We start from the raw sequence: 13,272 nt of genomic DNA on the forward strand, positions 1-13,272 counted from the left end.
CATGGCGGCGCCCGCGCATGGCGGCGCCGGCGTCCGCGCATGGCGGCACCTGTGCTCGCGTCCGCCCATGGCCGCGCCTGCATCCGCGTCCGCGTCTGGCCGCGCCCGCGCATGGCCGCGCCCGCGTCCGCGCATGGCGGCGTCCGCGCATGGCGGCGTCCGCGCATGGCGGCGTCCGCGTTCGCGCATGGCGGCACCTGTGCTCGCGTCCGCCCATGGCCGCGCCTGCATCTGCGTCCGCGTCTGGCCGCGCCCGCGCCCGCGTCCGCGCATGGCGGCACCTCCGCCCGCGCCCGCGTATGGCGGCGCCTGCGCATGGCGGCACCCGCGGCCGCGCCCGCGTATGGCCGCATCCGCGTATGGCCGCGCCCGCGTATGGCCGCGCCCGCGTATGGCCGCGCCCGCGCATGGCCGCGCCCGCGCATGGCGGCGCCGACGTCCGCGTATGGCGGCACCTGTGCTCGCGTCCGCCCATGGCCGCGCCCGCGTCCACGTTTGGCGGCGTCCGCGCATGGCGGCACCTGCGCCCGCGTTTGGCGGCGTCCGACCATCTCCCGGTGCGGCGTGCGGACGTCTACGCGGCTTGAGCGTGTACCGGTGGCTCGGACTTGCGGCGATGGGTCGGACGCACCCGACCGCGCGTGGCCGCGTCCGCGCGTTTACTGATGCGGCGTGGACGTTTACGGCGGCTTGGGCTGGTGGCTGGGGCTTGGCTGCGTCCGCGCGTCGGGCGATGCGGTGCGGGGACCTGAGCGTGCGCTGGCGGCTCGGGTGGGCGTCGGCGGCTTGGGCTTGTGGCGGTGGGTTGGGTCCATCCGGCCGGGCATTGCTGCTTTCGTGCGTCTGCTGATGCGGCGTGGAGGTTGGGCTTGGGTTTGGGTTTGTGGGCGCTGCGTCGCGAGCATTTGCGGCGCAGCGCCCGGTTATGGGGTTTACGGGGCTGGGCGGTAGCCCTGGGCGGCGGCCCACTTCGCGGCCGCTTTCTCTTCCTTGCGGCGCTTGCGGCGGCGCATCAGCCAGGCGAAGGCGAGGAAGATCAGGAGCAGGAAGACCAGCACGAGGACCGGCAGGATGATCGCGATCACCGAGAGGGCGACGCTGAAGAAGTCCTCGATCGTGCTCACGATCGGGGCGCCTACGCCGACTGTGGTTGCGTTGATCACCGGGCGGGAGGCGGCCTTCATGCCGTGGACGCCTAGCGATATGGCGCCGCCTACGACTATGGGTACCCATTGATGGCTTGTGAAAAATGATCCCGGGTCCGTCACCGTGACCGTCTCCGAGCTCGACGCGGCGCCGAAGGCCAGGCCGCCCGCGGTGGGGCGGATGAAGGTCTGGATGACGTCGTTGACGTGGTCCAACATGGGGATCTTGTCGGCGACGAACTCGATGGCCAGCAGGACCGCGACGATCGTGAGCGTCCAGCCGTTCTCCATCCACGACCAGTTCGACGGCAGCGTGATCAGGTCCGTGTAGCGCGCCAGCAGGCCGATCGCCATGAGCGGGATATACGCGTTGAGCCCGGCCGATGTGGCGAGGCCGAGACCCGTCAATGACTCCAACACTCCTAAAGCATGACATCGGGGTGCCAGTCCCACAGCCTGGGCGGCTAGGCTGTCCGCCGTGCGTCTCGTCATCGCCAAGTGCTCGGTCGACTACATCGGCCGGCTCACGGCCCATCTCGCGCCCGCGACCCGCCTGCTGCTGATCAAGGCCGACGGTTCGATCTCGATCCACGCCGACGACCGGGCCTACAAGCCGCTCAACTGGATGTCGCCCCCGTGCCGGCTGGAGGAGACCGAGGGGCTGTGGCGGGTGGTCAACAAGGGCGGCGAGGAGCTGCGGATCACGATCGAGGAGATCCTGCACGACAGCTCGCACGAGCTGGGGATCGATCCGGGCCTGGTCAAGGACGGCGTGGAGGCGCACCTGCAGGAGCTGCTGGCGGCCGCCCCGGAGACCCTCGGCAACGGGTTCACGCTGGTCCGCCGCGAGTACATGACCGCGATCGGCCCCGTCGACCTGCTCTGCCGCAACGGTGCGGGCGCCACCGTCGCGGTCGAGATCAAGCGGCGCGGCGAGATCGACGGGGTCGAGCAGCTGACCCGCTACCTGGAGCTGCTCGGCCGCGACCCGCTGCTGGCCCCGGTGTCGGGCATCTTCGCGGCCCAGGAGATCAAGCCGCAGGCCCGCGTGCTCGCCGAGGACCGTGGCATCCGCTGCGTCGTGCTCGACTACAACGCGCTGCGCGGCGCGAAGAAAGATGAGCTCACGCTCTTCTAGACCGGCCTCACGCTTTTCTGGTCTCGCTGATCACCGTCACCAGCTCGTTCACCACGTCGGTGATCGCGAAGTCCTTGGGCGTGAACACCCGGGCCACCCCGGCGGCCAGCAGCGTCCGCGCGTCCGCGGGCGGGATGATGCCGCCCACCACCACGGGCAGGTCGCCGAGCCCGGCCGCGCGCAGCCCCGACAGCACTGACGTCACCGCGGCCAGATGCGACCCCGACAAAACCGACAATCCAACCAGGTCGACGTCCTCCTCCACGGCCGCGGCCACGATCTGCGCGGGTGTCAGCCGGATCCCCTGGTACACCACCTCGAACCCGGCGTCCCGAGCCCGCACGGCGATCTGCTCGGCCCCGTTGGAGTGCCCGTCCAGCCCCGGCTTCCCGACGAGCAGGCGCAGCCGCCCGGTCCCGAGCTCCGCGGCCACCCGGTGCACCCGTTCGCGCACGGCCGCCAGGTCTCCGACCGGCGCACCGGCCGCACCGCCCAGCCCCGTAGGCGCCCGATACTCCCCGAAGACCTCCCGCAACACCCCCGCCCATTCGCCGGTCGTCACCCCCGCCGAGACGCACGCCAGCGTCGCCGGCATGAGATTTTCGTGCGCGTTCGCGGCCGCCCGGAGACCATCCAGAGCCGCCGAGACATCCCCCCGCGCGGCCCGCCAGGCCACGACCGCCTCGACCGCCTCCCGCTCGACCGAGGAGTCAATCCGCTCGATCCCGGCGGCCGTCAACGGCGAGGGCTCGGTCTCGGTGAACCGATTGACGCCGACCACGACGTCGGAGCCGTCCTCCAGCCGGGCCCGCCGCGCGGCCAGCGACGCGACCAGCGCACTCTTGAGATACCCGGACTCGACGGCGGCCACCACGCCGCCCAGCTCCAGGACATGGTCCAGCTCGGCGGCGGCCCCGGCCACGATCCCGTCCACGAGCCCCGACATGACGACCGACCCTTCGAAGAGGTCCGGATACTCCAGCAGGTCCGACTCGAAGGCCAGCACCTGCTGCATGCGCAGCGACCACTGCTGGTCCCACGGCCGTGGCAGTCCAAGTGCTTCGTTCCAAGCCGGCAGTTGTACTGCCCGGGCCCGCGCCGACCGCGAAAGCGTCACGCCGAGCATTTCCAGGACGATCCGCTGGACGTTGTTCTCCGGCTGGGCCTCGGTCAGGCCGAGCGAGTTGACCTGCACCCCGTAGCGGAACCGCCGCGCGGACGCGTCCGACACCCCGTAACGCTCGAGCGTGATCCGGTCCCAGAGCACGGTGAACGCCCGCATCTTCGCGGTCTCCTCCACGAACCGCACGGAGGCGTTGACGAAGAACGAGATCCGCCCTACGACGTCCGCGAAGCGATCGCCCCCGACCTGGCCCGAGGCGCGCACCGCGTCGAGCACGGCGATCGCGGTGGCCAGGGCGAACGCGACCTCCTGCACAGGTGTCGCGCCGGCCTCCTGCAGGTGGTACGAGCAGATGTTGACCGGGTTCCAGCGCGGGCAGTTGGCCACGGTCCAGGCGATGGTGTCGGTGGTGAGCCGCAGCGACGGGCCGGGCGGGAAGATGTGGGTGCCGCGGGAGAGGTACTCCTTGACGATGTCGTTCTGCGTGGTGCCGGCCAGGGACGCGAGGTCGGCACCCTGCTCGCGGGCGCACGTGACGTACAGCGCCAGCAGCCACATCGCCGTCGCGTTGATGGTCATCGAGGTGTTGGCGCGCCCGAGGTCGAGGCCGCCGAACAGGGTGCGCATGTCGCCGAGGTGCGCGACCGGCACGCCGACCCGCCCGACCTCGCCGCGGGCCAGCTCGGCGTCGGGGTCGTAGCCGGTCTGCGTGGGCAGGTCGAACGCCACCGAGAGGCCGGTCTGGCCCTTGGCCAGGTTGCGCCGGAAGAGGGCGTTGGAGGCGGCGGCCGAGGAGTGCCCGGCATAGGTGCGCATGACCCACGGGCGATCGCGTTCGGGGAGCCGCTCGGTCACCATACGAGCACCCTACTGAACGGTAACTAGGGGGTCTCGGTGAAAGTTGTCACCGCTCTATAGTGAGCTCCGTGGCGGATGCGATCACGGTGCGCGGCCTGCGCAAGGACTACGGAAAGGCCGTCGCCGTCGACGGGGTGGACCTCGATGTCCGCGACGGCGAGGTGTTCGCCCTCCTCGGGCCCAACGGAGCCGGCAAGACCACGACGGTGGAGATCCTGGAGGGCTTCCGCCGCCGCACGTCGGGCGAGGTGTCGGTGCTGGGCCTCGACCCCCAGCGGGCCGACGCGGCCTGGCGGGCGCGGGTCGGGGTGGTGCTGCAGAGCACCGGCGAGTTCGACGACCTGACCGCCCGCGAGGTGGTCCACCACTTCGCCAGCTACTACCCGGCGGCGGCCGACCCGGACGAGATCATCACGCGGGTCGGGCTGGCCGACAAACAACACGATCGCACTCGTACGCTCTCCGGCGGTCAGAAGCGCCGGCTCGACGTCGCGCTCGGCATCGTCGGGCGGCCCGAGCTGCTGTTCCTGGACGAGCCCACGACCGGCTTCGACCCCGAGGCCCGCCGGGAGTTCTGGGCCGTCATCCGCGACCTGCGCGGGGCCGGCACCACGATCCTGCTCACGACCCACTACCTGGACGAGGCCGAGGCCCTGGCCGACCGGGTCGGCGTGCTCTGCGGCGGGAAGCTGATCGCCGTCGACACGCCCGACCGGCTCGGCGGCCGCGGCGAGGGCGGCGCGACCGTCGCCTGGCAGAGCCCGGACGGCCCGCGCAGCGAGCGCACGCACACGCCGACGGCCGTGGTCGCGCGGCTGGGCGAGCAGTTCGGCGGCGAGGTGCCGGGCCTGACCGTGACCCGGCCCAGCCTCGAGGACGTATACCTGCGGATGATCGGCGCTTCGGAATGAACACGCTGCGGCTCGGCCTCCTGCGCGGCGGCCTCGAGATCAAGCAGTTCCTGCGCAGCCGCGAGTCGGTGGTCTTCACCCTCGCCTTCCCGCTGATCCTGCTGTGCGTGTTCGGCGCGGTCTTCGGCGGCGAGATCGCCCCCGGCGTCACCTTCACGCAATACTTCGCGGCCGGCATGATCGCCGCCGGCCTGCTCTCCACCGGCTTCCAGAGCCTGGCCATCCAGATCCCGATGGAGCGCGAGAAGGGCATCCTCAAGCGCCTGCGCGGCACGCCGATGCCCCGGGCCGCCTACTTCATCGGCAAGGTCGTGATGGTCCTGGCCATCGGCCTCGTCGAGACGATCCTGCTGGTCTCGGTGGCCGCGCTGTTCTTCGGCGTGAAGCTGCCGGCGACCGGCGAGAAGTGGCTGACGTTCGGCTGGGTGTCGCTGCTGGGCATCACCGCCTGCACGCTGTGCGGGATCGCGTTCTCCTCGCTGGCCAAGACCGGCCGCAGCGGCCCGGCCGTGGTGACGCCGGTGGCGATCGTGCTGCAGTTCATCTCGGGCGTGTTCTTCCAATACACGCAGCTGCCGGACTGGATGCGCGGGATCGCCTCGGTCTTCCCGCTCAAGTGGATGACCCAGGGCATGCGCTCGGTCTTCCTGCCGGACTCGTTCGCGGTCCAGGAGCCGTCGGGGGCGTGGCAGCACGGCTACATCGCGCTGGTCCTCGGCGGCTGGATCGTCGTGGCCCTGGTCCTGTGCCTGTTGACGTTCCGGTGGACCGAGCGCGACTGACAGTACCCCCGCGGCGTCTGCTCCTAAGAACTGATGAGCCGGCGGGCCCGATCCAGCTCGTCGGCGAAGACCAGGATCCGCACCATGCCGTCGGGCCCGGTCGCGAGGGTCGCGCGCACGCCGTTGGAGCGCAGCCGGTCCCGCACGTCGCGGGCGAACGCCAGGTCTCCCACCATCGACACCGAGCGCAGCAGCCCGTAGTCGGGTGTGCCGGGCGGCGGCGGGGGGAGCGGGCTGCCGTACTTCAGCAGGCGGATGATGAGCAGCAACGCGGCCAGTACGCCGGCCGAGGCGGCCCATCCGGCGAGGTACATGAGGGGCACCTTGACAGTCTGCCACCAGGTGATCACGTGGCGGAGGCGGATATGGTCAACAGCATTCACGACGGCGTGGAAGGCAGAGGGGTACTGACACATGGCTGGTCGGCTGGCGGTCATCGGAGCGGGGCTCATGGGATCTGGCATTGCCCAGGTCGCGGCGCAGGCCGGGTGGGAGGTGACGCTGCGGGACCTCAGCGACGAGGCGGTCCAGCGGGGGCTCACCGGCATCCGGGCCAGCCTCGGGAAGTTCGCGAGCAAGGGCGTCATCGCCGAGGCCGACGTCGAGGCGGCGCTGGGCCGGATCACGCCGACGACCGAGCTGGAGGCGGCCGCCGACGCCGACATCGTCGTCGAGGCGGTGTTCGAGCAGCTCGAGATCAAGCACGAGGTGTTCAAGGCCCTGGACCGGATCTGCAAGGACGGGGCGGTGCTGGCCACGAACACGTCGGCGATCCCGGTCACCCAGATCGCCACCGCGACCGCGCGGCCCGAGCAGGTCGTCGGGACGCATTTCTTCTCGCCGGTACCGGTCATGAAGCTCTGTGAGCTCGTCCGCGGCTACAAGACCAGCGACGCCGCGCTCGCGACCGCGCGCGCCTTCGCCGAGGAGATCGGCAAGACCTGCATCGTGGTCAACCGCGACGTCGCCGGCTTCGTGACCACGCGGCTGATCGCGGCCCTGGTCGTCGAGGCGGTCAAGCTGGTCGAGAGCGGCGTGGTGAGCGCCGAGGACCTGGACCTGGCCTGCAAGCTCGGCTTCGGCCACGCCATGGGCCCGCTCGCCACCACCGACCTGACCGGTGTCGACGTGCTGTATCACGCGGCCAAGAACATCCACACGGACACCGACGACGCGAAGTTCTTCCCGCCGGAGCTGCTGGCGCGCATGGTCGTCGCCGGGGATCTGGGCCGCAAGACGGGTCAGGGCTTCTACACGTACTCGTGAGCTTCGGTCCGCACCGGCACCACCGGTAGGGCGGCGGGGACGGTGAAGCTGAACCGGCTGCCGCCGCCCGGGTTGTCGGTGACCGCGATCGTGCCGCCGTGCCGGTCCACGATCCGGCGGCAGATCGCCAGGCCCAGTCCGGTGCCGCCGTAGGACTGGCCGGCGTGGGCGCGGTGGAACGACTCGAACACGTGGGCCTTGTCCGTGTCGGGGATGCCGATCCCGCGGTCGGCGACCTCGACGCGGACCCAGCCCGGCCCGGCCGGCTGCGCGCTGATGTCGACCTTCGGGACCCGCCCCGGCGGCACGTACTTGAGCGCGTTGCCGACCAGGTTGTCCAGCACGTGCCGCAGCATCGCCGGATCCGCCTCGACGCGCGGGAGCGTCCCGACGTAGACGTCCGGCTGCACCCGCAGGTGCCCGACCCGCTCCGCGACGACGTCGGCCACCAGCCCGGCCAGGTCGACCTCGACGGGCTTCAGGGCGGCGTCGCGCGCGGTCACGTAGGCCAGCAGGTCGTCGATCAGCCGCCGCATCCGCACCACGCCCGCCCCGACCCGCTCCAGGCTCTGCAGGGCGGCCTCGGGGTCGTCCGGCAGCGCGTCGCGGGCCATCTCCGTGTGGGCGCCGATGACGGTCAGCGGGTTCTTGAGGTCGTGCGCGACGATCCCGGCGAACGCGGCCAGGTCGGCCTCGCGCTCCCGGGCCTCGGTGATGTCGTGGAAGACCACGATCGCCTGGCGCTGCCCGTCGTGGTCGAGCGGCCGCCCGCTCACCGAGAGCAGGACGCCGTCGATCACCATCTCGACCCGGTCGGTCGACTCCCCGGCCAGGGCCCGCACCATCGGCTGCGCGTCGGTCGGGAACGGTGTGACGCCGTCGGGGAGATAGACCTCCTCGGCGCCGAGCATCGCCTGCGCGGCCGGGTTGTGCACCAGGAACGCGCCCTCGCCGTCGACCACCCCGACGCCGTCGCTGATCCGCTCCAGAATCCCGTTGAGCAGCGCGACCTGGTTGTCGGCGGTGCGCTGGGCGGCCCGCAGCCCCGCGGTCGCGGTCACCACCCGCTCCTCGGCCCGCCCCCGCGCGCCGGCCAGGCCCCACAGCATCGCGCCGACCAGCAGCGTCAGCAGCGTCCCGCCGAGCCCGACGACCAGCGGCAGGACCGGCGCGGACCCGCCCATCTTCGCCGCGTCGGCCGACACGACCAGCCGCCACTCCCGGTTCGCGATCGGCACGTGCAGGTCCCGGTGCAGGTCCGGATGCGTGCCGGCCTGATGCAGCCGGGCCACCCGGGCCTCCACCCCGCCGCCGTTCTGCGCCCACAGCTCGGCGTCGGCCTGCCCCTGCGTCGCCCGGGTCAGCACACCGCCGATGAAGTCCTGCCCGCGCAGCCCGAGCACCACCCAGCCCTTGAACTCCCGCCGCCCGTCCGGGGTCGGGTCGCCGTAGGCGGGCGCGGCCAGCACGAACGACAGCTGCTGGCGCTCGGCCGGCAGGCCCCGGTCGCGCAGCAGCACATAGGTGTCGGAGACCGCCGCGGCGCCCGACCGCCGCGCCTCCCACAACGCCGCGGTCGGCTCCGCGGCCTGCGACAGATCCGTCCCGGCGGGCAGGATGTTCAGGTCGTCCAGCGGTCGCGTGAAGACCGTGAAGATGTGCTCGCGCCCCGTGCCCGAGGGCTTCAGCCGCAGGTCGGGCACGCCCTGCCGGCGCCAGTACTCCTGCGTCGCCGAGACCTGCGTGTCGTCCGCCGCGACCAGGAAAACCAGCGAGGTGGCCCCGACCAGCCCGGCCCCCCGCAGCGGCGCCGTCGTCGCCGCGAAGTCCTCGGCCGTGAGGTCGGTGTGCGACCCAACCGCCGCCGCGACCGTGCGCAGCGTTTCGAGATACCGGTGGATCTCCGAACCCACCGACGCGTCCGACAGCATGGCCGCCCGGTCGAGCACGGCCTGCGCCCGCTCCTGCTGCCCCTGCCGGATGGCGTGCGCCGCCTGCCAGGACGCTCCGAGGCCGAGCGCGAGCACGAGCGCGATCGCCGGCACACCGGCCCAGCCGACACGCCGGACCGCCTTGCGGAGCCGACCCGTCACCCAACGCTGATCGGCAGCCAACCGGCGACTTGAAGCCTTACGCGGCTTGGGTTTTACGCCGGTTGAGCCTCGCGCCCGGTTGGGGCTTTGCGCCGGTCGAGGTTTTGCGCGCCGGTTGGGGCTTTGCGCCGGTTGGGGGTTCGCGCCGATTGGGGGTTCGCGCCGGTTGGGGTTTCGTCGGTTGAAGCTTTACGCCGGCACTTGCTCGACGATCAGCCGGGCGAGGGCGGCCGGGTCGGTGAACGGCAGCAGGTGGTTGGCTCCGTCGATCGTGGCGGTGGCCGCGCCCGGGATGATGCCGGCCAGGTGCGCGACCAGCCTCTGCGTGTGCGGCAGGCTGGCGCCGCCCCGCACCAGCAGCACCGGCAGGCCGAGCCGTCCCGCATCGGCCGGGTCCAGCGCTCAGGAGTTCATGGCGGCGACCTCGTCGGTGAAGAAGTACCGGCAGCGCCGCTCCGCCTCCACGAGCGCACCCGCCCCGAGCGCGGCCGTCACGACACCCCGGTAGCCGGCACCGCACACGGCCGCCATGAACACGTCGAACGCCACCCCGAGCTCCCCGCGCCCGACCGCCGGCATGGCCACCGCGAACACCCGCCCGAAGAACGCCCCGAGCGCATCGAGGTCGCGGGGGTCGGCGAGCGAGTCCACCAGCGGCGGCTCGCTGAGCAGCAGGGAGCGTACTCTAGTGGATGAGCGGCAGTGTCAAGCCCGGGAAGAAAACCGACAGTGGCCCCAGCCGCCGCCCGACACGGGCCGAGCAGGCGAGGGCGACGAAGCGCCGCATCATCGCGGCCGCGGCGGACCAGTTTCTGGCGCGCGGTTACGGGGCGACCAGGCTGGACCAGGTCGCCGAACAGGCCGGGGTGGCCGTGCAGACGGTGTTCTTCCACTTCGGCAACAAGCGGACGCTGCTGAAAGAGGCCCTGGACGTGGCCGCGGTCGGCGACGACGAGGCCGTCCCGCTGCTGGACCGCCCGTGGGTGCGCGAGATCCGGCAGGAGCCGGACCCGGCCCGGATCATCGACCTGTGGACGGCCGGCGGCCGGGCGATCTGCGAACGGGTGGCACCCCTCATGCGGGTGGTACGCGGCGCCACGGGCACGGACCCGGAACTGGCCGCCCAGTGGGACGCGAACCAGCAGCAGACCCGCACCGCGTACGGCTTCCTGATCCAACTCCTGGCCGCCCGCGGAGCACTACGCCCGGCGCTGGACGAACAACAGGCGACGGACATCGCGTTCGTGCTGGGCAACGTCGAGACCCACCTGCAGTACGTCGACGCCTGCGGCTGGACCATGGACGACTGGCAATCCCGCACCGCGGCCGTCCTCAAAGCCGCCCTGCTCGCCACCTGAACCCGCGGGCGCGCTTCGCCTGCGGGCGCGGATGCTCGAGCGAGGGGCTTCGGCGCTCGGACGCGGGGGTGGGTTACTTGCTGCGGCCGTGGACCAGGCGGACTACGCGGAGGATTTGGGTCATGGTTTTCTCGGTGCGGTCGAAGGTGGCGGCGGCCAGGAGGGTTGGGCCCCGGCGTTTCACGATGGACTTCGGGCGGGTGAATTCGCGTAGGCCGTCGTCGCCGTGGATGCGGCCGAAGCCTGAGTTTCCTACGCCGCCGAAGGGCAGGGCGGGCATGCCGGCGAACGTGAGGGCCGAGTTGATGGACGTCATGCCGGAGCGGACCTGGCGGGCCAAGGCCAGGCCCGAGGATTTGGAGAAGATGGCGCCGCCCAGGCCGTAGCCCGTGTTGTTGGCCAGGCGGACGCCCTCCGCGGCGTCGCGGACCCTGGTGATGGTCAGCGTCGGGCCGAAGGTCTCCTCCTGGACGGCGGCGGCGTCCTCGGGGACGTCCACCAGGATCGTCGGGTTGACGAACGGGGGCTGGACCGCTTCGGCGCCGCCCAGGACGGCGCGGCCGCCGCGGGTCAGGGCGTCCTCGATGTGGCGGCGGATGATGTCGATCTGGGAGGGCATCGTGATCGGGCCGATGTCGGAGGACGGGTCGGCGCCCACGGTGAGCTTCGCGGCCCGGGCCACCACGCGGTTGAGGAAGTCGTCGAAGACCGGCTCGGCCACGTAGACCCGCTCGATGCCGACGCACGTCTGGCCCGCGTTGGTCAGGCCGCCCCACACGCAGGCGCTCGCGGCGCCGTCCAGGTCGGCGTCGGCCGCCACGACCATCGCGTCCTTGCCGCCGCACTCCAGCAGGACCGGGGTGAGGGACTCGGCCGCCGCGGCCATGACCTTCTTGCCCGTCGCGGTGGAGCCGGTGAACGCGATCTTGTCGACGCCGCTGCGGCAGAGGGCCGCGCCGGCGTCTCCGAGGCCGTGCACGACCTGCAGGACCGGATGCTCGGGGACGACCTCGTTGAAGCGGTCGACAAACCATTGACCGACCGCCGGGGTGTACTCACTGGGCTTGAACACCACCGCGTTGCCCGCGGCGAGCGCGTAGGCGATCGACCCCATCGGCGTGAGAATCGGGTAGTTCCACGGCCCGATCACCCCGACCACGCCGAACGGCAGATATTCGAGGTAGGCCGCGTGCTCCTTCAGCAGCACCGAACTGCCGACCCGCCGGCGGCCCAGCACCTTGCGGGCCCGCTGCGCCGCCCACGCGATGTGGTCGACCGCCGCGATCGCCTCGACCAGCGCGTCCGCGCGCGGCTTGCCGCCCTCGCGGTTCATGAGCGCGGCCAGCTCCTCCAGCCGGTTGGCCAGCACGCTGCGGAACGCCAGCAGGCGCTGTTTGCGCCCGGCGAACCCGAGTCCGGCCCACCACGCGGCCGCGTCACGCGCGCGGGCGACGGCCGCGGTGAGAGAATCGGTGGAGGCGACCGGGAAGCGGCCGACCTCCTCGCCCGTCGCGGGGTTGGTCGAGATCAGCGAGCCGTCGTCGATGGCGGGGACGCCGGGCGTTCGCGTGGCGGTCATGGCGCGAGTGTAAACCCGGAAATTACTCACGAGTAGGCCCTGAACGGCCCGGCCTGCCAAGTCGAGAACCCGGTGCGCACTCCGACCGCTGGGCAAACCGCAACCCCAGGAGGAACGCGTGAAGACCGAACAGCTCAAGGTGCCCGGCGCGACGCTGTACTACGAGGTCCGCGGCGGCGGCCCCGTGCTGCTGCTGATCGGCGGCGGGATCTACGACGCCGAGGGCTTCGCGGCCCTGGCCGACGACCTCGCCGCCGACTACACCGTGGTCACCTACGACCGGCGCGGCAACTCCCGCAGCGCGCTGGACGGCGCCCCGGCCGAGATCATCCTGGAGGAGCAGGCCGACGACGCGTACCGGCTGCTCGGAGCCGTCGGCGTCAGCGAGGACGAGCCGGCCGACGTGTTCGGCAACAGCTCCGGTGCGGTGATCGCGCTGGAGCTGGCGGCGCGCTACCCGGGGATGGTCCGCACCGTCGTCGCCCACGAACCGCCGCTGTTCGAGCTGCTGCCGGACTTCGACCACTTCCGTACCGTCTTCACGCAGGTCGCCGACGTCTACCGGGAGCAGGGCGCGGGCGCGGCGATGGGGGTCTTCGGCGCGGCCATGGACATGCACGGCGACGACGACACACCCAGCGCGCCGCCGTCGCCGGAGTTCGGGGCGCGGATGCAGGTGAACATGGAGTACTTCGTCGCCTGGGAAGTGCCGCCGGTCGCCTCGTTCGTGCCCGATCTCGAGGGGCTGCGCTCCGGGACGGCGCGGGTCGTGCCGGCCGTCGGGGCGAGCAGCGCGGGGGAGCCGCCGCACCGGGCCGGCCGCGAGCTGGCGGCGCGGCTGGAGACGGCGGTCGCCGAGTTCCCGCACGGGCACGGAGGGTTCGGCGATGCGGGGCCGTTCGCGGCGCGACTTCGGGAAGTGCTGCTGACCATCGGCCGCTGAGCGCATGGCAGGGGTGCAGGGGGCGGGGAGCCCCCTGCCCGGGGCGGGAGCGAAGCGGCTCCGGAATCCTGAAGCT

At 72.0% G+C, this 13,272-nt stretch carries 13 protein-coding genes; 6 read left to right on the top strand and 7 right to left on the bottom strand.

What is annotated here, in order from left to right:
* Positions 1–932: 932 nt before the first annotated feature.
* Entirely contained in the window at positions 933–1,565 is a 633-nt protein-coding gene (locus tag ACIA8L_RS05850) for a DUF4126 domain-containing protein (protein WP_395900835.1), read from the bottom strand.
* Between the two features lie 58 nt (positions 1,566–1,623).
* Here ACIA8L_RS05850 and nucS point away from each other — a divergent pair, with 58 nt between their 5' ends.
* On the top strand, positions 1,624–2,283 hold the full coding sequence (gene nucS, locus ACIA8L_RS05855) for an endonuclease NucS (protein ID WP_395900837.1): 660 nt from the start codon (positions 1,624–1,626) through the stop codon (positions 2,281–2,283).
* A 7-nt stretch (positions 2,284–2,290) separates the two neighbouring features.
* On the opposite strand, the gene ACIA8L_RS05860 is transcribed toward nucS, so the two are convergent.
* Entirely contained in the window at positions 2,291–4,264 is a 1,974-nt protein-coding gene (locus tag ACIA8L_RS05860; RefSeq protein ID WP_395900839.1) for a protein meaA, read from the bottom strand.
* Between the two features lie 68 nt (positions 4,265–4,332).
* On the opposite strand from ACIA8L_RS05860, the gene ACIA8L_RS05865 reads away from it, so the two are divergent.
* Both ACIA8L_RS05865 and ACIA8L_RS05870 read left to right on the top strand, forming a co-directional pair.
* A complete protein-coding gene (locus tag ACIA8L_RS05865) occupies positions 4,333–5,175 on the top strand; it encodes an ABC transporter ATP-binding protein (RefSeq protein ID WP_395900842.1) in 843 nt (280 codons plus the stop codon).
* A complete protein-coding gene (locus ACIA8L_RS05870; RefSeq protein ID WP_395900845.1) occupies positions 5,172–5,957 on the top strand; it encodes an ABC transporter permease in 786 nt (261 codons plus the stop codon). Before ACIA8L_RS05865 ends, ACIA8L_RS05870 begins: the two co-directional genes overlap by 4 nt.
* Before the next feature lie 23 nt (positions 5,958–5,980).
* Here ACIA8L_RS05870 and ACIA8L_RS05875 read toward each other — a convergent pair whose 3' ends face one another.
* Positions 5,981–6,271 (bottom strand): hypothetical protein, encoded by a 291-nt coding sequence (locus tag ACIA8L_RS05875; protein WP_395900847.1) that lies wholly within the window; start codon positions 6,269–6,271, stop codon positions 5,981–5,983.
* Between the two features lie 100 nt (positions 6,272–6,371).
* On the opposite strand from ACIA8L_RS05875, the gene ACIA8L_RS05880 reads away from it, so the two are divergent.
* Complete coding sequence (locus ACIA8L_RS05880; RefSeq protein ID WP_395900848.1) at positions 6,372–7,223, top strand: 3-hydroxyacyl-CoA dehydrogenase family protein; 852 nt, start codon at positions 6,372–6,374, stop codon at positions 7,221–7,223.
* Here the strand turns inward: ACIA8L_RS05880 and ACIA8L_RS05885 are convergent.
* The 3 genes from ACIA8L_RS05885 to ACIA8L_RS05895 form a co-directional block, all read right to left on the bottom strand.
* Positions 7,208–9,316, bottom strand: coding sequence for an ATP-binding protein (locus ACIA8L_RS05885; RefSeq protein WP_395900850.1), 2,109 nt, complete (start codon positions 9,314–9,316; stop codon positions 7,208–7,210). The genes ACIA8L_RS05880 and ACIA8L_RS05885 overlap by 16 nt on opposite strands.
* 189 nt (positions 9,317–9,505) lie before the next feature.
* Positions 9,506–9,679 (bottom strand): alpha/beta fold hydrolase, encoded by a 174-nt coding sequence (locus ACIA8L_RS05890; protein ID WP_395900852.1) that lies wholly within the window; start codon positions 9,677–9,679, stop codon positions 9,506–9,508.
* Positions 9,680–9,718: 39 nt separating this feature from the next.
* The gene (locus ACIA8L_RS05895; RefSeq protein ID WP_395900854.1) at positions 9,719–9,967 is read right to left on the bottom strand and encodes a hypothetical protein; all 249 of its coding nucleotides are present in this window, start codon (positions 9,965–9,967) and stop codon (positions 9,719–9,721) included.
* 41 nt (positions 9,968–10,008) lie between these two features.
* On the opposite strand from ACIA8L_RS05895, the gene ACIA8L_RS05900 reads away from it, so the two are divergent.
* Entirely contained in the window at positions 10,009–10,674 is a 666-nt protein-coding gene (locus tag ACIA8L_RS05900; protein WP_395900857.1) for a TetR/AcrR family transcriptional regulator, read from the top strand.
* Positions 10,675–10,747: 73 nt separating this feature from the next.
* Here ACIA8L_RS05900 and ACIA8L_RS05905 read toward each other — a convergent pair whose 3' ends face one another.
* Positions 10,748–12,253 (bottom strand): aldehyde dehydrogenase family protein, encoded by a 1,506-nt coding sequence (locus ACIA8L_RS05905; RefSeq protein ID WP_395900860.1) that lies wholly within the window; start codon positions 12,251–12,253, stop codon positions 10,748–10,750.
* 118 nt (positions 12,254–12,371) lie between these two features.
* Between ACIA8L_RS05905 and ACIA8L_RS05910 the strand changes: the two genes are divergently transcribed.
* Positions 12,372–13,196 carry an alpha/beta fold hydrolase gene (locus ACIA8L_RS05910; RefSeq protein WP_395900862.1) on the top strand — a complete coding sequence of 275 codons (825 nt, stop codon included), beginning with the start codon at positions 12,372–12,374 and terminating at the stop codon, positions 13,194–13,196.
* Positions 13,197–13,272: the final 76 nt, after the last annotated feature.

Origin of the sequence: Dactylosporangium sp. NPDC051541, assembly GCF_044454505.1 — a bacterium.
In the GTDB taxonomy this organism is placed as follows: domain Bacteria; phylum Actinomycetota; class Actinomycetes; order Mycobacteriales; family Micromonosporaceae; genus Dactylosporangium.